Here is a 19,505-nt window from a genome sequence, read left to right as displayed (position 1 = left end):
GTTCTATCAGGAAATATCCCGACTTCCTGTCGCTCCTCGGCCGCGTCATCGTCGGTGGCTTCCGCCTTTGACTATGGCGAGGAGGTGGACCCGCTTTGAGTTGGTCCGTTGCCCGGTTGCGCGGCGACCGCCACCGCTGATATGCGGGGCGCGACTGACCTGCCGCGAGATTGGATGGATGCATCCCTGAAACATTGACCAGAAAACCCTTGCCAGAGCTTCCGGTCTCCGCCGTCCTGCCGGCGCTCGGTGAAGCGCTTGGCCATGGCAACAGTGCCGTGCTGGTGGCGCCGCCCGGCGCCGGCAAGACGACGCTGGTGCCACTGGCGCTGCTCGATGCAGCATGGCTCGGCACGGGGAAGATCATTCTGCTCGAGCCGCGCCGGCTCGCTGCCCGCGCTGCCGCCCGCCGCATGGCCGAACTGCTCGGCGAGGAGCCCGGCGAAACGGTCGGCTATGCCATGCGGATGGAGAACCGCACTTCTGCGAGGACCAGGATCCTTGTCGTCACCGAAGGCGTGCTGTCGCGGATGATCCTCGACGATCCGGAGTTGCCCGGTGTCTCGGCGGTATTCTTCGACGAGTTCCACGAGCGCTCGCTCGACGGCGATTTTGGTCTGGCGCTGGCGCTCGATGTGCAAGGTGCGCTGCGGACCGATTTGCGATTGCTGGTCATGTCGGCGACGCTCGACGGCGCGCGCGTCGCTCGGCTGCTTTCCGGCGCCCCGGTGATCGAGAGCGAAGGCCGCGCCTTTCCCGTCGACATCCGCTACGACGAGCGGCTGGCCGGCATCGCCATCGAGGACGCGATGGCCAAGGCGATCCGCGCGGCCCTTGCCGAGGAGAGCGGCAGCGTGCTCGCCTTTCTGCCCGGCCAGCGCGAGATCGAGCGCACCGCCGAGCGGCTGCAAGGCCGCGTCAGTGCCGACACCGACATCGTGCCGCTCTATGGCATGCTCGACAACAAGGCTCAGGACGCCGCGATCAAGCCGGCGCCGTCCGGCCGCCGCAAGGTGGTGCTGGCGACCTCGATCGCCGAGACCTCGATTACCATCGACGGCGTGCGCGTCGTCATCGATTCCGGCTTGTCGCGCCTGCCGCGCTACGAGCCGGCCAGCGGCCTGACGCGGCTGGAGACGGTGCGGGTCAGCAAAGCCTCCGCCGACCAGCGCGCCGGCCGCGCCGGCCGCACGCAGCCCGGCGTCGCCGTCCGGTTGTGGCGGACCGAGCAGAGCGCGGCACTTCCCGCCTTCACGCCGCCGGAAATCCTCGAGGCGGACCTTTCCGGACTTCTGCTCGATTGCGCCGCCTTCGGTGTCGCCGACCCGTCGAGCCTCTGCTTCCTCGATCCGCCGCCGGCCCCGGCACTCAGCGAGGCAAGGGCGCTGCTTCGTGCGCTCGACGCCATTGACGAGGCAGGGCGACTGACGCAATCGGGTGCTGCGATGCGCAGGCTGGCACTGCCGGTGCGGCTGGCTCACATGGTCGCCGAGGTGGCAAACACCGGCCGGGCGTTCGAAGCGGCCATGCTCGCCGTGCTGCTCACCGAGCGTGGCCTGGGCGGCGACGGCGCCGACCTCGAACGGCGGCTGCTTCGGTTCCGATCCGAAAGATCGCCGCGCGCCACCGCCGCCCGGCAGCTCGCCGAGCGGCTGGCGAAACAGGCTTCACCCTCCCCCTCGAGGGGGACCGAAGGACGGGCGAGACCCGTGGTTCGCCCCGGTATGTCGATCCGCGAAGCGGATCGGGGTGGGATTGGGTCGGGCACGCCATCGCCGACCCCACCCCGTCTCCCTCGCCTTGCTGGGCAAGGCTCACTCGCCGACCCTCCCCTCGGGGGGGAGGGCAGCGCCGGCGCTCTCCTCATTCATGCCTGGCCGGACCGCGTCGCCAGGGCGCGCGGAGAGCGCGGCCGTTTCGTGCTGGCCAACGGTTCAGGCGCCATGCTTGACGCCGCCGACCCGCTGGCGGGCGAAACCTGGCTTGTCGTCGCCGATCTGCAGGGCAAGGCGCAGAACGCCCGCATTACGGCAGCGGCGGCGATAGACGAAGCCGACATTCGCGCTTCGCTCGCCGACAAGATCGAGACAAACCGCGAAACCAGTTTCGACCGCGATAGGCGTGCGGTGCGTGTGCGTGAAACCGTTCGCCTCGGCGCCATCACCCTGTCCGAACGGATGCTGCCGGCGCCGGCCGGCATCGCCGCCGATCGCGCCATCCTTGACGCCCTGCGCCAACACGGGCTGTCGCTTTTGCCGTGGGGCAAGGAGGCCGAAACGCTGCGCCAACGGCTCGGCTGGCTGCATCGCGGTCTTGGCGCGCCCTGGCCAGATGTTTCCGATGCGGCGCTCATCGACCGCCTCGACGACTGGCTGCTGCCCTTCCTTTCCGGCGCGGCGTCCTTTGCCGCGATCGATCCGGGCGTGCTTTCGGCCGGCCTCATGGTATTGGTGCCGCACGATCTGCAGCGCCGGATCGAGGCGCTGGCGCCGACCCATTTCGACCCTCCATCCGGCAGCCGCGTGCCGATCCGCTATGACGGTGAATGGCCGGTGCTGGCGATCCGCGTCCAGGAGCTGTTCGGTCTCGACCGGCATCCCGCGATCGCCAACGGCGCGGTGCCGCTGACGCTCGAGCTATTGTCACCGGCGCACCGACCGATCCAGACGACGCGTGACCTGCCCGGTTTCTGGCGCGGCTCCTGGGCCGATGTGCGAGCCGAGATGCGTGGCCGCTATCCCCGGCATGTCTGGCCGGAGAACCCGCTTCTCGCCACCGCCACCAGCCGCGCCAAACCGCGGGGGACCTAGCCTTTCTCCTTTTCCGGCTATAATCCTTGGCCATGATAAACATCCTGCGGGCGCCCGACTTCCAGCAAAGCCAGCGGCTGCGCCTCAACACGCTGATCAGGCTGCGCTGGCTAGCCATTGTCGGCCAGAGTCTGACGGTTCTTGTCGTTGCCTACGGGCTGAAATTCCCGCTGCCGGTCAGTCTCTGCTTCGCGCTGATCGCCTGTTCGGCCTGGATGAACCTGTTGCTGACCTTCCGTTATCCGGCGGCGCATCGGCTGACCCCGCTGCAGGCTTTCGCCATCCTGACCATCGACAGCCTGCAGCTTGCCGGTCTGCTCTACCTGACCGGCGGCCTCACCAACCCGTTTTCAGTGCTGGTCACCGTGCCCGTGGTCATCTCGGCGACGTCGCTGCCGCTGCGCCTGACCGCCATCCTCGGCGCGCTGGTGATGGTGACGGCGAGCCTGCTGGTGTTCTTCCATCTGCCGCTGCCCTGGCACGAGGGCGCGCCGCTGGAGATGCCGTTCATTTACGTCGCTGGCATGTGGATGGCGGTGTTTTCCTCGATCGCCTTCACCGCGATCTACGCCTTCCGCGTGGCCGAGGAAGCCCGGCTGCTCGCCAACGCGCTTGCCGCCACCGAGCTGGTATTGCAGCGCGAACAGCATTTGTCGGCGCTGGACGGCCTTGCCGCCGCCGCCGCGCATGAGCTCGGCACGCCGCTCGCCACCATCACGCTTGTTGCCAAGGAGATGGAGAAGGCGCTCCGCAATGACCCGAAATACGGCGAGGACGTGACGCTGCTGCGCTCGCAGAGCGAGCGTTGCCGCGAGATCCTCAAACGCCTCACCAGCCTGTCCTCCGAGGGCGAGGCGCATCTCTCCCGCCTGCCGCTGACCTCGCTGGTCGAGGAGATGACCGCCCCGCACCGCGATTTCGGCATCTCGATCAAGCTTCTCCCCGGCGAGCGCATCGGCCCCGAACCGGTGGGACGGCGCAATCCCGGCGTCATCTACGGCCTCGGCAATCTGGTCGAGAACGCCGTCGATTTTGCCCGCAAGAGCGTCACCGTGCGCTGGAGCTGGAACGAGGCAACGGTCACCTTCTCGATCACCGACGACGGGCCGGGCTTTCCTCCCGAAATCATCGATCGCATCGGCGAGCCCTATATGTCGACACGCCAGGGCACCGAGGCCGGCGGCGGGCTCGGACTGGGGCTGTTCATCGCCAAGACCCTGCTTGAACGCTCGGGCGCCACGCTCGATTTCCGCAATTCAAACGAGCCGGGCGAGGGCGCCGTCGTGCGGATATCGTGGCCGCGCAGCGTCTTCCTCAATCCTGAATCGGCTTCGGCCACCATGTTTGACACGGCTTGAATTGGACAATAGCGCTCCAAAACTATATCTGCGTAAAATTCGGGCAGCAGGAATGTCAAGACGATGAATGGCGACGAAACGATTGGCGCAATGGTTGAGGGCGAGGACACCTCGCTGCTGATCGTCGACGACGACAGGCCATTCCTCACGCGCCTTGCCCGCGCCATGGAGACCAGGGGTTTCGTGGTCGAGACGGCCGAGAGCGTCGAGGAGGCCGTGGCCAAGGCGCGCGCCAATCCGCCAGCCTACGCGGTGGTCGACATGCGGCTCGCCGACGGCAACGGCCTCGACGTCGTTGCCGCCATCCGCGAGAAGCGCGACGACGCCCGCGCCGTCATTCTCACCGGCTATGGTAACATCGCCACCGCGGTTACGGCGGTGAAGCTCGGGGCCATCGACTATCTGTCGAAACCGGCAGATGCCGACGAGGTTTTCGCGGCTCTTACACGCACTGCGGGCGAACGCGCCGCACCGCCTGAAAACCCGATGTCGGCCGACCGCGTGCGCTGGGAGCACATCCAGCGCGTCTACGAAATGTGCGACCGAAACGTCTCCGAGACGGCCCGCCGTCTCAACATGCATCGCCGCACGCTGCAGCGGATACTCGCCAAACGCGCGCCGCGCTAACGCCTGACCGTCCTTTGCGCGCGCCAAGGTCGCGTGGCACTGTAAGAACTGCCCTGCCATCGGCGGTTGCGCATCATCGCACAGGGTGATGTTGTCCCTGCCGGCTGGTAGGCGACACGACGGAGACGACATGCACGACCAGAAGCCGCGGCCGACTTCCATCTTTCGCGAATTCCTGGCCAGCGAGGCGACAGGCGGCATCGTCCTGATGGCCGCCGCGGCATTGGCGCTGGTCGTCGCCAATTCGCCGCTGGCCAAAACCTATTTCGACGCCCTTCACGCCTATCTGGGACCGCTCAGCGTATCGCATTGGATCAATGACGGCCTGATGGCGGTGTTTTTCCTGCTGGTCGGCCTGGAGATCAAGCGCGAGATGCTGGATGGCCAGCTCTCGACCTGGCCGCGCCGCGCTCTGCCCGGCATCGCCGCTGCCGGCGGCATGCTGGTGCCGGCGCTTGTCTATGTCGCCATCAACCGCGACAATCCAGCCGCCCTGTCCGGCTGGGCGATCCCGACCGCCACCGACATCGCCTTTGCGCTTGGCGTGCTGTCGCTGCTCGGCAGCCGCGTGCCGGGGTCGCTGAAGGTCTTCCTCACCGCGCTCGCCATCATCGACGACCTTGGCGCCGTCATCATCATCGCGATGTTCTACTCGAGCGGCCTGTCGCTCGCCTATCTCGGCGCCGCCTTCGCGGTCATCGCTCTGCTCGTCATGCTCAACCGCATGAAGGTGCTGACGCTGCTGCCCTATCTCCTGCTTGGTGTCGTGCTGTGGGTGCTGGTGCTGAAATCGGGCGTCCATGCCACGCTCGCCGGCGTGGCGCTGGCCCTGACCATACCTTTGAAAATCACCCCCGGCATCAGCCAGGATTCAGACCATTCCCCGCTGCACCGGCTCGAACACGGCCTGCACAGGATAGTGCCCTTCGTCGTCGTCCCGATCTTCGGCTTCGCCAATGCCGGCGTCTCGCTCGCCGGCCTCAGTGCTGCCACCCTGGTCGAGCCGCTGACGCTGGGCGTCGCCGCCGGCCTCGTCGCCGGCAAGCTGGTCGGCGTGTTCGGTTCTTCTGCGCTTGCGATCCGGCTCGGCCTCGCCGATCTGCCGGTCAATGCCGGCTGGCTGCACATGGTCGGCATTTCGCTGCTCTGCGGCATCGGCTTCACCATGAGCCTGTTCATCGGCCTGCTCGCCTTCGCCAGCAATGTCGAGCTCCAGGACGCGGTGAAAGTCGGCATCCTCGCCGGCTCCTTCATCGCCGCCATCCTCGGCGCCGCCGTGCTGCTGATGGCGCCGGCAGCGAATGGGATGGAAGAGGAGGAAGAGTAGCCGACGAACGTCGCGCCGCCCCTCATTGCCCTGCCGGGCATTTCTCCCCGTTTAGAGACGGGGAGAAAGACGCCTTCGCAAAAGATTTCGCCAATCTCCAGCGTTGCAGAAAGGGTGCAGAGGTTGCGGCCAGCGCCCCTTCTCCCCGTTCACGGGGAGAAGATGCCGGCAGGCAGATGAGGGGCAGCGCAAACGTCGAAGGTTACAGGGGGTTCCGAAAACCCTCTACTCGCTCTCGCCCTCCAGCGCCGGCACCGCCACGCCGGCAAGTTCCGCCGCCAGCAGCCGCGCTGCTCCGGCCCGCGCGATCCTCAGCATCAGCGCCTTGCGCGTCGCCGCCGCCATGCGGTGCTCGGGCGCATCGCGCAGGATTTCGGCGCCATAGCCGTCGGAAAGAATAAAGCCGCATTCCTGCGGAAAGATATCCGAGGGCACGCCGGGATGGGTGGCGAAGAAGAAGCGGTCGGAGTGCAGCCGGTAGTCCGGCCATTTGCGGTCGACCCTGAAATCCTCGATCGAGGATTTGATCTCGATGATCCAGATGTCGCCCCGGCGGGTCAGCGCGACGAGGTCGGCGCGGCGCCCGGTCGCCAGCGACAGTTCCGGCAGCACATGCGCGCCCATCTCCTTGAGCAGCCGCTGCACGCCACGCCGAACCAGCATCGCGCGTTCCGACTGGCGGCCATCGATCAGGGGATTGAGAGGAATCGGCGAGATAATTGGCATGGCGCATCATGCCAGACTTTGTTCACGGTTTGAACCCGTTTTTCTAAGGCGATTATACATTTGACAAACCCGACTTCCCCTTGAGGTCTCGCGGTGCTACCTACCCGCGAGATGAGCCTTGGGGGGCAATGATCCGTATAGCAATCGTTGTAGCCATTGCTGCCAGCGCAAGCGCATGCACAAGCCAGGCTAATGTTCTTTATTCGAATAAGGGAACATGCAAAAACTACCCCGTGTATGGGGTCGCCGGTGGGGAGTTGATAAAGGCTAACGTTAATGCGTGTATCCCAGATATACCAAATAAATCCTGTCTGGAATATGTTACTCCTGACGACCAACTGGTGGTCAGGTGTACCCCGCTCACGCGCAAATCGCCAACTGCCGAAGGCCGCGCCAGACAGCTTGCAGGAAGCAAATACCCCTAGGCGCTACCCACCCGTAGGGGAATGGCTGGGATCGGGGGATTTGTCGTAACCGGTCAATTCCGAGGTTTTTCGATTTGGCCCGTATTCGGATCGTATCTGTTATATGACCACGGCGCGATGACGTATGAACCGCCATCCGCTGGCACGCCGAGCTTATGGAGGGCATCCTCTGCATCGAGGCTTTCGTAAGTCTCGCCGCAATCGACCGTGTAGCGAACCTTGGTGTTCGCGTTCGATGAGCGATTTATCAATGCGGTCGATTCTCTCACACAGAAATCGATGTCCTTGCCCTGCTAGAGGTTCGTTAAGGCAGGCTTAAGATTGCAATTTTGCGCGGGCTGTTGCGCAAAGCGAGGAGTTTTCGCCTTCTGCTTAGGCGAGACCCGCTTCACCAGGTAGCGAGCAGATGTGCAATGCTGAGAGAGCCATATTCGCCAATGTGAATCTCGCCAAACGGACACCGCAAGTTCCACACATTGGCAATATGAGATACTGTGGGAATGCGGGTGGCTCGAGGGAGTGTGGATGATGAACGCGGACGAGATGCAGGCGATAGCCGACACCCTGATGCGGGTCGTGACGCATGAGTGGTACCCAAGCAATTGATCAAAGCGGCCAGGAACGAACACCCGAACGCGTCAAAGAAGGACATCGCCCGCGCGGCGTTCTTCTCGATTATCGCCAACGCCGAAGAAGACCACGGCAAGGCAAGGAACCTGCAGGCATTCGCTATTGCCGAGCGTGTTGACGGTACCGCTTGATCGCTGAAACCCAACCTTGAAAACGGCTGGCGACGCCGCGCAACCTTCAGACCTGTGCGGGAACGACTTTGTCAGATGGCAAAACCGCCCCCGCGATATCGTCCAGGATCGGGCAGTCCGGCCGGTCATCGCCGTGGCAGGCATGGATCAGCTTCTGCAGGGTCGAGCGCATCGACTGCAGTTCGCGCACCTTCTCCTCGATTGCCGTCACATGCGCGGCGGCGATCTCGCGCACGTCATGGCTGGCGCGGCTGCGGTCCTGGTAGAGCGCCATCAACTGGCGGCAGTCGTCGATGGAAAAGCCGAGATTGCGCGCGCGGCGCAGAAACGTCAGCCGGTGGATGTCGTCGCCCGAATAATCGCGGTAGCCGTTGCCGGCCCGCGCCGGACGGATCAGGCCGATCTCCTCATAGTAGCGAATGGTCTTGGCCGGCAGGCCGGAACGCTGGGCGGCATCTCCGACATTCATGATTGGTTCCCTAACTTCGGGCGGCCTGGCGGACCGCCCCATTGAATTTCCTCCATAATCTTATGAGAGCCGTTGCCGAAAAGCCACAGCTACGGACTTACCGGCATGTAAGCCCCTGCATATAGGCATCGCCCGCTTGGCAAGCAAAGCAAATGCCAGCATGAATGATAGCGACAAGGCGGCCGTCTCGTGCCGCTACCTTTCGGGCGGGGCATCGGACCTTTTCATGCGCATGAAGTCATTCGCAATCGTCGCAGCACTTGCGCTGTCGACGGCAATTGCCGGTTGCAGCACCATCGGCTCGCAGATCTTCACCAACAACTATGGTCCGATGACCGATGCGGGCTATCAACTGCCGCGCATTCCGATCGAAAAGGTGCCGTTCAAATACCGCCGGCAGATCGTGAGCTACGACAGCGGTGAAAAGCCGGGCACCATCGTTGTCGATACGCAGAACAAGTTCCTCTATTATGTCATGGGCGGCGGCGAGGCTATGCGTTACGGCATCGGCGTCGGCCGCGAGGGTTTTGAATGGCGCGGCACCGCCCGCATCGCGGCGAAGCGCGAATGGCCGACCTGGACGCCGCCTTCGGCGATGATCAAGCGCCAGCCGGAACTCGCCAAATTTGCCGGCGGCATGGATCCCGGATTGACCAATCCGCTCGGCGCGCGCGCCTTGTACCTGTTCAACAGGGGCGGCGATTCTGGCTACCGCCTGCATGGCAGCCCGGAGTGGAACTCGATCGGCAAGGCGATGTCGTCGGGCTGCATCCGGCTGATGAACCAGGACATCATCGACCTTTACGACCGCACCTCCGTCGGCGCCAAGGTCATCGTTCTCTAGAGCTCATACGCGGACCGTCTAGGCAACAACTGACGTCCCAAAACAGAAAACCGGGCAATTTGGCCCGGTTTTTTGTTTTTGCTCGAGTACGAATTGTTCCTGGACGTTTGTCTCTCAAGAGACCTGTTCGACCTGCTGCACCTCGGGCACAAAATGCCGGAGCAGGTTCTGGATGCCGTGCTTCAGCGTCGCCGTCGACGACGGGCAGCCGGCGCAGGCGCCCTTCATGTGCAGGAACACGGTGCCGTTCTCGAAACCGCGGAAGGTGATGTCGCCACCGTCCTGGGCGACCGCCGGGCGCACCCGTGTGTCGAGGAGTTCCTTGATGGTGATGACCAGTTCCTCGTCGGCCTTGTCGTAGAATTCTCCGGTCTGGCTGGTCTCGGCGGCGGGGCCGGCCCTGGCCATGACAGGCGCGCCGGACATGAAGTGCTCCATGATGGCGCCGAGGATCGCCGGCTTCAGATGCTGCCAGTCGGGGCCGTCCTTGGTCACGGTGACGAAATCATAGCCGAAGAAGACGCCGGTGACGCCGGGGATCTCGAACAGCCGGCCAGCCAGCGGCGAAGCCGCGGCGGCGCTGTCGGCATCGCGGAAATCGGCGGTGCCTTCGCCAAGCACTTCCTTGCCGGGCAGGAACTTCAATGTCGCCGGATTTGGCGTCGATTCGGTCTGGATGAACATGGACGTCTCCGAGCCCGTTCGGGCATATAGTTTGGAATAATTCTAAATAGGCCTTATCGGCAGGACATTCAAGCGAAAGCCATCGCCGGAACGGCTGGCTGGGAGAATGTTTTTGCGGTCTTCTGCAGCACACCTAGGCCAGACTGTCGATTTCTTCGTCTGACAGGTTCTGCGGCACCACTGTCACTGGAATGGGGAAGGCGGCGCCTTTGCCGGCAACCGCGCCGACCAGCGGACCCGGCCCCTCCTTGCCGGCGCCGGCGGCCAGCACGAGGATGGCGATATCCTGGTCCTCCTCGATCAATTTGTGGATCTCTTCCGTCGGCTTGCCTTCGCGCACCACCAGTTCCGGCTCGATGCCGAGCTTCTGGCGCACCTTGTTGGCATAGCTGTCCAGTGCGGCGCGCGCGGTGGCGGTGGCCTCCTCGCGCATGATTTTCTCGACACCCAGCCAATGCTGGAAATCGTCCGGCTCGATCACATAGAGCAGCACCAGCACGCCGCTGGTGCTCTGCGCGCGCTTCGAGGCGTAGACGACGGCCCGTTCGCATTCGGGGGTGTCGTCGATGATCGCCAAAAACTTGCGGCGATGGCCGGCTTCACGGCTGAGGCGTTTGGAGACCATTTTCTACCTTCGATGGTTTCGGTCGCAATCTGCCACCGCCACAGCCCGGCCGCAAGCGACCGGCGGATGTAGCGATATTGGCTGCAGATTAACCCTGCAGCAGGCCGATGATGTCGCGCACCGTCTTCATCGTCGCCTCGGCCAGCAGGCCGGCGCGCTCGCCGCCGTCGCTCAGCACCGCATCGACATAGGCGCGATCGCCGGAAATGCGGCGCATTTCGCCGGCGACCGGCGCCAGCTTTTCCACCGCGAGGTCGGCCAGCGCCGGCTTGAACACTGAAAACTGCTGGCCGCCGAACTCCTTCAGCACCGCCTCCTTCGAGATCTCGGCGAGACCCGCATAGATGCCGACCAGGTTTTCGGCTTCCGGCCGGCCGGCCAGGCCGTCCAATTCGCCAGGCAACGCCTCCGGGTCGGTCTTGGCCTTGCGGATTTTCTTCGAGATGCTGTCGGCATCGTCGGTCAGATTGATGCGTGACAGGTCCGACGGATCCGACTTCGACATCTTCTTCGAGCCGTCGCGCAGCGACATGATGCGCGCCGCCGGTCCGCCGATGATCGGTTCGGTCAGCGGGAAAAAGCCGTTGACCGTCTCCTCGCCGACCTTCATCTCGACGCCCACGCCAAGGCCGGCAATGCGGTCGGAAAAGTCGTTGTTGAATTTTTGCGCGATGTCGCGCGTCAGCTCCAGATGCTGCTTCTGGTCGTCGCCGACTGGCACATGGGTGGCGCGGTAGACGAGGATGTCGGCAGCCATCAGGCTGGGATAGGCAAGCAGCCCAAGCGAGGCGTTCTCGCGATCCTTGCCGGCCTTGTCCTTGAACTGCGTCATCCGGTTCATCCAGCCGATGCGGGCGACGCAGTTGAAGATCCAGGCAAGCTCCGCGTGCTGCATGACCCGCGACTGGTTGAAGACGATGTGCTTCTTCGGGTCGATGCCCGAGGCGAGAAACGCCGCGGTGATCGCGCGTGTCTGGTCCTTGAGATCCTCATGGACAAGCTGCGCGGTCAGAGAATGCAGGTCGACGACACAATAGATGCAATCGGAGGTGTCCTGCAGAGCGACGAATTTCTTGATGGCGCCGAGATAGTTGCCGAGGTGCAGATTGCCGGTCGGCTGGACGCCGGAAAAGACGAGGGGCTTGAAGGCGGGCTGATTGGCGTCCGTCATGGTGTTTCCCTGGCTTGTGGAGGGCCGTTTCGCGCGCGGCGAAAGTCTTGCGACGGCGCGCTTATGGACGAGAGCGAGTAGACGATCAAGGGGCTGTAGGCGATCGCAGCAGAGCGATTGCTTCAGGTCGGATTGCTTGTTCGATGTTGTTGGCGCTGCGCCGACATCGATATGGTATGATAGGAGCATATTCTGCAAACGATCTGACGAGAAATGGATGCCCATCTCAAACGAGAAAGCTTTGGAGCACCGACATGGCCGCGAGACGCCGCTGCAGACAGCGGCGCGGCTTCGGGCCGAATTCGGGATCGAACTTAGCAAGCAGGCACGTAAGCCGCTGCCGCGCCCGGTCTATGACGAATTGTCCGGCGAAGACTGATGCTTGTCGACGGGGTCGCTACGGTCAGGTTTACGGATCTGGAGACTATTCCCTGGTCGAAGGGGAGCCCTTCCGCCTGATATTGCGCCGGATCATGCCGAAATCCGCCCCGCCGGTGACGAAGGCGGTAACGAAATAAAGCAGCGCCCCGCCGGCGACGAGCCCAAGCAGCGTTGCCGCCTTGACCACCAGCGGCGAGCCCGAAGCCAGTTGGGCGGCGAACCAGTGCTCGGCAAAATACAGCGCCGCCGCCATCACCGCCGCCGACAGCACCAGCCGTGGGATACGTCTGATGAGCGGTAAGTCGCGGCCCCAATGGCCGCGCCGGATCAGCACGCCGAGCAGCATCAGCGCATTGGCCCAGCCGGCGACGGCCGAGGCGACGGCAATGCCCGGCGCGCCCATCTGCGGAAACAGCGTCAGCGCGGTGGTGATGTTCACAGCAACCGAGATGGCGGCGAAGATCATCGGCGTGCGCGTGTCCTCGCGGGCGAAATAGCCGGGGGTGAACGCCTTGATCAGCACGAAGCCCGGCAGCCCCAAGCCGAAGATCGCCAGGATCGCCGCCACGATCGGCGTCGAGTTGTTGGCGGCAAATGCCCCGCGTTCGTAGACCAGCCCGACGATCGGCTCCGCCATGACCAGCAGTGCCGCCGCCGCCGGCAAGGTCAGGAACAGCGTGAACTCCACCGACCGGTTCTGCAGATTGGCCGCCTCGACCAGATTGCCCGACTTCAGCGCCCGCGACAGTTCGGGCAGAAGCACTATGGCGACGGCGATGCCGACGACGCCGAGCGGCAGCTGGTAGATGCGGTCGGCATAGGCGAGCGACGACACCGCACTGTCCTGCGCCGAGGCGATTGCGGTGCCGATCAGCTGGTTGATCTGGGTGATGCCGCCGGTGATCGCCGCCGGCAGCGCCAGGATCAGCAGCCGCTTGACATTGGGCGTCATCCTTGGCCGGCGAAAGCCGATCGAGATGCCGGCATGGCGCACCGCCACCCAGACGATCGCCAGTTGCACCAGCCCCGCCGCCAGCACGCCCCAGGCCAGTGCGAAGCCAACGGTGCGCGCGTCCGATCCCTTGTGCCAGGCATAGGCGAGCACGCCGATCAGGATGATGTTGAGGAACACCGGCGCCACTGCGGCGGCGAAATAGCGGCGCAGCGAATTCAGCATGCCGGCCATCATGGCGCCGAGCGACATGCAGATCAGATAGGGAAACATGATGGTCGCAAGCCCGACCGTCATCTCGAACTTTCCCGGCGAGTCGGCAAAGCCCGGTGCAACCAGGTAGCGCACGATCAGCGGCATCGCCAGTTCCATGGCGATGGTCAGCGCCAGCAGCGCCGTGAACAGCACGCCGAAGACCTCTTCGGAAAAGCGCTTGGCGCCGTCGGTTCCGTGGGTTTCGATCTCCTTGGCGAAGAGCGGCACGAAGGCGGCGTTGAAGGCGCCTTCGGCAAACAGCCGGCGGAAGGTGTTGGGAAACTGGAAGGCGGCGTTGAAGGCGTCGGCGATCGGCCCCGTACCGAGCGACGCCGCCATCAGCATCTCGCGGCCGAAGCCGAGAGCGCGGCTCATCAGCGTGCCGGAAGCGACCGTCGCGAACTTTTTGACAAGGCTCATGCGTCTGGAAACTGCCTGCAGGATTGGGACAAATGAGTGGTGGCTGTCACTCGGCGGCGGCCTTGGCCTTGCCGCCGCGCTCGGTGCCTTCGAGGACCGCGATCAGCCTGTTTTGGATGGCGGCCATGCGGGTCGGGCTGTCGATCTTCTGGCCGGTGAGATCGGTGACATAGAAGGTGTCGATGACCTTTTCGCCGAACGTGGTGATGTGTGCCGAGGCGATGTCGAGCGACAGGTCGGACAGCGCCCCGGTGATCTCGGACAGCAGGCCCGGCCGATCCAGCCCCTCGACCTCGATCACCGAGAACCGGTTCGACAGCGTGTTGCGGATTTCGGCGCGCGGCTGGATGCGGAAAACCTTGGCGCCGCGCCGCGGCTTGGTGCGCTTCTCGATCATCTCCGGCAGCCAGCTCTTGCCCGACAGCACGTCCTCGATCAGACGGCCGACGCGCTCGGCGCGGCGGCGCTCGTCCTCGTCGCGGTCGAATTCCCTCGAGATCAGGATGGTGTCCAGCGCGCGGCCGTCGGAGGTGGTGAAGATCTGCGCGTCGACAATGTTGCCGCCGGCCGCCACACAGGCGCCGGCAATGACCGACAGCAGGCGGGGATGGTCCTGCGCCAGCACGGTGATCTCGGTCACCGCCTCGAACTGATGGGTCTTGATCATCGTGGCGAGCTTCTTGCCCGCCGCATCCGCCTCGCGGATGAATTCGGCGTGGCGAAGCTGGTCGGCGAGATCGACCGCCAGCAGATAATTCTCATAGTGCTTGGCGACATAGCGCTTGCGCGCCTTTTCCGGCCAATCGGCGAGCGCCTCGGCCAGCTTTTCGCGGGCAGCCGCGGTGCGCATCGCACGCGACACTTCCGAAAACCCGCCGGTCAACAGCAATTCGGTCTCGTAGTAGAGCGTGCGCAGCAACTGCCCCTTCCAGCCGTTCCAGACGCCAGGCCCGACGCCTCTGATATCGCAGACGGTCAGGACGAGCAGCAGCTTCAGCCGTTCGACCGACTGCACGATCGCGGAAAAGTCCTCGATCGTCTTGCGGTCGTTGAGGTCGCGGGTCTGCGCCGTCATCGACATGGCGAGATGGTTCTCGACCAGCCAGGCGACCGTTTCGGTATCGGCCGCCGACAGCCCCATATGCGGGCAGATGCGCCGAGCGATCCGGGCGCCCGCTTCGGAATGGTCCTCCGGCCGGCCCTTGGCGATATCGTGCAGCAGCACCGCGACATAAAGCGCCTCGCGGCTTTTCTTCAGCCCCGGCATCAGCGAGTGGGCAAGCGGGTGGATCTTTTCACCGTCGCCACGCTCGATCTCGGCCAGCACGCCGATACAGCGGATCAGGTGCTCGTCCACCGTATAGTGGTGGTACATCGAGAACTGCATCATGGCGACGATCTTGCCGAAATCCTGGATCAGTTTTGCCAGCAGTCCCGCCTCGTTCATGCGCCTGAGATTGAGTTCGGCATTGCGGTCCGACGTCAATATGTCGAGAAACAGCCGGTTGGCTTCATCGTCGCGCCTGAGCGCCTTGCCGACGAGGCCGAGCGAACGGGTCAGCAGCTTCAGCGCATCGGGGTGAAATTCCAGCCCGTGCTTGTCGGCGAGCCAGAACAGCCGCAAGAGATTGACCGGATCGCGCTCGAACACCAGGTCGTCGGCGATGTTGATGCGATGGTTGTCGACAATGAAATCTGACGTGCCGGCAAGCTTGCGCTTGCGGCGCGAGAAGGTAAGGAAGATGCGGTTGAAGCCCGGCACATGCTTGGCCTGCTCTTCCTCGAGCGCCGCGCAGAAGATGCGGGTCAGATCGCCGACGTCCTTGGCGACGAGGAAGTAATGCTTCATGAAGCGCTCGACCGCCGACAGGCCCGGATGTGTGGTGTAGCCCAGGCGCTCGGCGATCTCGCGCTGGATGTCGAAATGCAGCCGTTCCTCGGCCTTGCCGGTGAGGAAATGCATGTGGCAGCGCACCGCCCACAGAAAGTCCTCGGCCTTCTGGAATTCCCGGTATTCGGTACTGGTGAAGACGCCCTTGTCGACCAATTCCTCGCCGGTGCGGACCCGGTAGAAATACTTGCCGATCCAGAACAGCGTCTGCAGGTCGCGCAGGCCGCCCTTGCCGTCCTTGACGTTGGGTTCGACCAGATAGCGGCTTTCGCCGGCCTTGGCATGACGCTCGTCGCGTTCGGCAAGCTTGGCCTGCACATATTCGGGTCCGGTCGTGCGCACCACCTCGCGGTCGAAGCGCTGCAAGAGCTCGTCGTAGAGCTTCTGCTCGCCCCACAGGAAACGCGCCTCCAGGATCGAGGTGCGGATGGTGATGTCGGTGCGCGACTGCCGCAGGCATTCGTCGATGTTGCGGGTGGCGTGGCCGACCTTCAGCCCGAGGTCCCATAGCACGTAGAGCATGTATTCGACGATCTGCTCGCCCCATGGCGTCTGCTTGTAGGGCAGCAGGAAGAGGAGATCGATATCGGACCCCGGCGCCAGCGTGCCGCGGCCATAGCCGCCGACCGCGACGACGGCCATGCGTTCGGCCGATGACGGGTTTTTGACGCGATAGACATGGGTGGCGGCGAACTCGTAAAGCGCGCGGATGATCTCGTCCATGAGATGCGACAGCCGGGCGGCGCAGGCGGTGCCGCCGCCGTCGTCCATCAGCATGCGTTCTGCGATGCTGCGGCCGGCGGCCAGCCTGCCCTTGAGAAGCTGGAGAACACCGGTGCGCGCAGCCTTGCCGGAGCCGTCGCCTGCCGTGGCCGCAGTCAGCGCGGTCATCTCGCGGCGCAAGGCTGCGCCGTCGATCAGTTCGTCGAGCTTGAGAGAGATTTTTGCCATAAGTGCCGTTCGGCCTCGCCGTTTGGCGGCGTCTATAGCGCGTTTTCGCGGCGCTGTGTATGGGGCGGGCGGACACGATCTGCACGGGAGTCGAAACCGGAAGATCATCTCCTGCCGCAGTTGCTAGATGGTCTTGCTGGACGAGTTTTCCAAGCCCAAGAGTGGTTTGGGTGCGGGATGTTCCGCCCAGGCCGTGCGGCATGCGCCACGGCACAATTGCCGAAATTCGGCCTTGACCTTCCAGTCACTGGAAGCACTACCCTCCGTTGCAAGTTCGAGACAGAGAGGCCTTCCGCATGACCCATTCCGGCCACGACCATCACGCGCATAGCGGCTGCTGCTCGCCAAAAGCTGCTCCGTCCGTCGCCAACGCGGTCATTCGCGATCCGGTCTGCGGCATGACCGTCGATCCGGCGGCCGGCAAGCCGACAGCCGAGCATGGCGGCCAGCTCTATCGTTTTTGCAGCGAGCGCTGCCGTTCGAAGTTCGCGGCCCAGCCGGAAAACTATATTACCGCCACCGACCCTGTCTGCGGCATGCATGTCGACCGCGCCACGGCGAAGCACTTTTTCCGGCATGAAGGCCAGGGCTTCTATTTCTGCTCGGCCGGTTGCAAGGCGAAATTCGAGGCGGAGCCGGCAAACTATCTTGGCGACAGGCCGGAGCCGCAGGCGATGCCGAAAGGCACGCAATACACCTGCCCGATGCATCCCGAAATCGTCCGCGACAAGCCAGGCGCCTGCCCGATCTGCGGCATGGCGCTGGAGCCGATGGGCGTACCGACCGGCGATGAGGGTCCGAACCCGGAACTGGTCGATTTCACCAGGCGCTTCTGGGTGAGTGCTGTGTTGTCGGGGCCATTGCTGATCTTCGCCATGGCGCCGATGCTCGGCCTGACGTTTAGCGCCTTGATCGGGGATTCGACCAAGACCTGGGTGGAATTGGCACTGGCCAGCCCGGTTGTGTTGTGGGCGGCTTTTCCTTTCTTCCATCGCGGCTGGGAATCGGTTCTCAACCGCAGCCCCAACATGTGGACGCTGATTTCGCTCGGCGTTGGTGCGGCCTATCTGTACAGCGTCGCCGCCACGCTGTTCCCGAATCTGTTTCCGCACCAGTTCCGCGGTCATCAGGGCACGGTGCCGGTCTATTTCGAGGCGGCCGCCGTGATCGTGGCGCTGGTTTTCCTCGGCCAGGTGCTGGAACTGCGCGCCCGTGAACAAACCGGCTCGGCGATCCGCGCGCTGCTCGACCTCGCGCCGAAGACGGCGCGGCTGATCGGCGAGGACGGTTCCGAAAACGACGTGCCGCTCGACGCGGTGAAGGCCGGCGACCGCCTGCGCATCCGCCCTGGCGATGCCGTGCCGGTCGACGGCATCGTGCTGGAAGGCCGCTCTTCCATCGACGAATCGATGCTGTCAGGCGAGCCGCTGCCGGTCGAAAAGACTGAAGGCGACCTCCTCACCGGCGGCACGCTCAACAAGAACGGTTCGCTGATCATGCGCGCCGAGAGGATCGGCGCCGAAACCACGCTGGCGCGCATCGTCGCGCTCGTCGCCAAGGCGCAGCGTTCGCGCGCGCCGATCCAGGGCCTGGCCGACCGCGTCTCCTTCTATTTCGTCCCGGCCGTCGTCGTGATTGCAATCGTTGCGTTCATCGCTTGGGCGATCTTCGGGCCGCAACCCAGCCTGATCTTTGCCATCGTCTCGGCGGTCTCGGTGCTGATCATCGCCTGTCCTTGCGCGCTGGGCCTTGCCACGCCGATGTCGATCATGACCGCCACAGGGCGCGGCGCGCATGCCGGCGTGCTGATCAAGGACGCCGAGGCGCTCGAACGCTTTGCCTCGGTCGACACGCTGATCGTCGACAAGACCGGTACATTGACCGAAGGCCGGCCGAGATTGACGGACGTCGTCGCTGCCGAGGCTATAGCGGACGATGATCTGCTGGCACTTGCCGCCGGCCTCGAAAAAGGCTCCGAGCATCCGCTGGCCGAGGCGATCGTCGAAGGCGCCCGGGAACGCGGGGTAAAGATTCCCGACGCCGGCGATTTCGAGGCGGTCACCGGCAAGGGCGTTTCCGGCACGGTCTCGGGACAGAAGGTGGCGCTCGGCAACGCCGCGATGATGGCTGATCTCGGCATCGATATCGCATCCATCTCGACCAGCGCCGAGGCGCTGCAGGCCGAGGGCAAGACCGCGATGTTCGTCGCCGTCGGCAACAAACCCGCCGGCATCGTCGCCGTCGCCGACCCGATCAAGGCGACGACATCAGAGGCGATCAAGGCGCTGCACGAGCGCGGCCTGAAGATCATCATGGCGACCGGCGACAACGATCGCACGGCGAAGGCCATCGCAAGCAAACTCGGCATCGACGAGGTGCGTGCCGGCCTGCTGCCGGAACAGAAGAGCGCGCTGGTCGAGGAGTTGCGCGCCAGCGGCGGCGTCGCCATGGCCGGCGACGGCGTCAACGACGCGCCGGCGCTGGCCGCCGCCGATGTCGGCATCGCCATGGGCACCGGCGCCGATGTCGCGGTCGAAAGCGCCGGGATCACGCTGGTCAAGGGGGATCTCAACGGCATCGTCCGGGCCCGCACGCTCGCCCAGGCGACGATCCGCAACATCCGCCAGAACCTGTTCTTCGCCTTCCTCTACAATTTGCTTGGCGTGCCGGTCGCCGCCGGCGTGCTCTATCCGCTCACCGGCACACTGTTGTCGCCGATGCTGGCGGCAGCGGCGATGAGCCTGTCCTCGGTTTCGGTGATCACCAACGCGTTGCGGCTCAGGACGTTGAAACTCTGAGCCAGGTCCCCAGATAGGAACTCGTTCAAA

At 64.3% G+C, this 19,505-nt stretch carries 15 protein-coding genes; 8 read left to right on the top strand and 7 right to left on the bottom strand.

Going from position 1 to position 19,505, the window contains the following annotated elements:
- Nucleotides 1-194 precede the first annotated feature (194 nt).
- The 4 genes from hrpB (at nt 195) to nhaA (ending at nt 6,122) form a co-directional block, all read left to right on the top strand.
- Entirely contained in the window at nt 195-2,810 is a 2,616-nt protein-coding gene (gene hrpB / locus AC0L18_RS03495; protein WP_473490625.1) for an ATP-dependent helicase HrpB, read from the top strand.
- A gap of 32 nt (nt 2,811-2,842) precedes the next feature.
- Nucleotides 2,843-4,168 (top strand): ActS/PrrB/RegB family redox-sensitive histidine kinase, encoded by a 1,326-nt coding sequence (locus tag AC0L18_RS03490; RefSeq protein ID WP_473490680.1) that lies wholly within the window; start codon nt 2,843-2,845, stop codon nt 4,166-4,168.
- Between the two features lie 63 nt (nt 4,169-4,231).
- The gene (locus tag AC0L18_RS03485; protein WP_023796717.1) at nt 4,232-4,795 is read left to right on the top strand and encodes an ActR/PrrA/RegA family redox response regulator transcription factor; all 564 of its coding nucleotides are present in this window, start codon (nt 4,232-4,234) and stop codon (nt 4,793-4,795) included.
- A gap of 130 nt (nt 4,796-4,925) precedes the next feature.
- Complete coding sequence (gene nhaA, locus AC0L18_RS03480; RefSeq protein WP_473490624.1) at nt 4,926-6,122, top strand: Na+/H+ antiporter NhaA; 1,197 nt, start codon at nt 4,926-4,928, stop codon at nt 6,120-6,122.
- Between the two features lie 225 nt (nt 6,123-6,347).
- Here nhaA and AC0L18_RS03475 read toward each other — a convergent pair whose 3' ends face one another.
- The gene (locus tag AC0L18_RS03475; RefSeq protein WP_473490623.1) at nt 6,348-6,848 is read right to left on the bottom strand and encodes an MmcB family DNA repair protein; all 501 of its coding nucleotides are present in this window, start codon (nt 6,846-6,848) and stop codon (nt 6,348-6,350) included.
- 1,027 nt (nt 6,849-7,875) lie between these two features.
- On the opposite strand from AC0L18_RS03475, the gene AC0L18_RS03470 reads away from it, so the two are divergent.
- Nucleotides 7,876-8,034 (top strand): hypothetical protein, encoded by a 159-nt coding sequence (locus tag AC0L18_RS03470; RefSeq protein WP_473490622.1) that lies wholly within the window; start codon nt 7,876-7,878, stop codon nt 8,032-8,034.
- Nucleotides 8,035-8,080: 46 nt separating this feature from the next.
- Here AC0L18_RS03470 and cueR read toward each other — a convergent pair whose 3' ends face one another.
- Complete coding sequence (gene cueR / locus AC0L18_RS03465) at nt 8,081-8,503, bottom strand: Cu(I)-responsive transcriptional regulator (RefSeq protein WP_287361657.1); 423 nt, start codon at nt 8,501-8,503, stop codon at nt 8,081-8,083.
- A 226-nt stretch (nt 8,504-8,729) separates the two neighbouring features.
- On the opposite strand from cueR, the gene AC0L18_RS03460 reads away from it, so the two are divergent.
- On the top strand, nt 8,730-9,347 hold the full coding sequence (locus AC0L18_RS03460) for a L,D-transpeptidase (RefSeq protein WP_473490679.1): 618 nt from the start codon (nt 8,730-8,732) through the stop codon (nt 9,345-9,347).
- A gap of 114 nt (nt 9,348-9,461) precedes the next feature.
- On the opposite strand, the gene AC0L18_RS03455 is transcribed toward AC0L18_RS03460, so the two are convergent.
- The 3 genes from AC0L18_RS03455 to trpS form a co-directional block, all read right to left on the bottom strand.
- Nucleotides 9,462-10,031 (bottom strand): NifU family protein, encoded by a 570-nt coding sequence (locus AC0L18_RS03455; RefSeq protein ID WP_473490621.1) that lies wholly within the window; start codon nt 10,029-10,031, stop codon nt 9,462-9,464.
- 133 nt (nt 10,032-10,164) lie between these two features.
- Nucleotides 10,165-10,656, bottom strand: a complete 492-nt coding sequence (locus AC0L18_RS03450) for a universal stress protein (RefSeq protein WP_023796709.1) — start codon at nt 10,654-10,656, stop codon at nt 10,165-10,167.
- A gap of 88 nt (nt 10,657-10,744) precedes the next feature.
- Entirely contained in the window at nt 10,745-11,827 is a 1,083-nt protein-coding gene (gene trpS / locus AC0L18_RS03445) for a tryptophan--tRNA ligase (RefSeq protein ID WP_473490620.1), read from the bottom strand.
- Nucleotides 11,828-12,044: 217 nt separating this feature from the next.
- On the opposite strand from trpS, the gene AC0L18_RS03440 reads away from it, so the two are divergent.
- Nucleotides 12,045-12,206, top strand: a complete 162-nt coding sequence (locus AC0L18_RS03440; RefSeq protein WP_473490619.1) for a hypothetical protein — start codon at nt 12,045-12,047, stop codon at nt 12,204-12,206.
- Between the two features lie 45 nt (nt 12,207-12,251).
- Here the strand turns inward: AC0L18_RS03440 and murJ are convergent, their stop codons facing one another.
- Complete coding sequence (murJ, locus tag AC0L18_RS03435) at nt 12,252-13,835, bottom strand: murein biosynthesis integral membrane protein MurJ (RefSeq protein WP_473490618.1); 1,584 nt, start codon at nt 13,833-13,835, stop codon at nt 12,252-12,254.
- Nucleotides 13,836-13,881: 46 nt separating this feature from the next.
- On the bottom strand, nt 13,882-16,677 hold the full coding sequence (locus tag AC0L18_RS03430) for a [protein-PII] uridylyltransferase (protein ID WP_473490617.1): 2,796 nt from the start codon (nt 16,675-16,677) through the stop codon (nt 13,882-13,884).
- A 296-nt stretch (nt 16,678-16,973) separates the two neighbouring features.
- On the opposite strand from AC0L18_RS03430, the gene AC0L18_RS03425 reads away from it, so the two are divergent.
- The gene (locus AC0L18_RS03425; protein ID WP_473490616.1) at nt 16,974-19,475 is read left to right on the top strand and encodes a heavy metal translocating P-type ATPase; all 2,502 of its coding nucleotides are present in this window, start codon (nt 16,974-16,976) and stop codon (nt 19,473-19,475) included.
- Nucleotides 19,476-19,505 lie beyond the last annotated feature (30 nt).

The sequence above is a fragment of the Mesorhizobium sp. WSM4819 genome, assembly GCF_055811215.1.
This window is presented reverse-complemented; position numbering and strand designations above follow the sequence as displayed.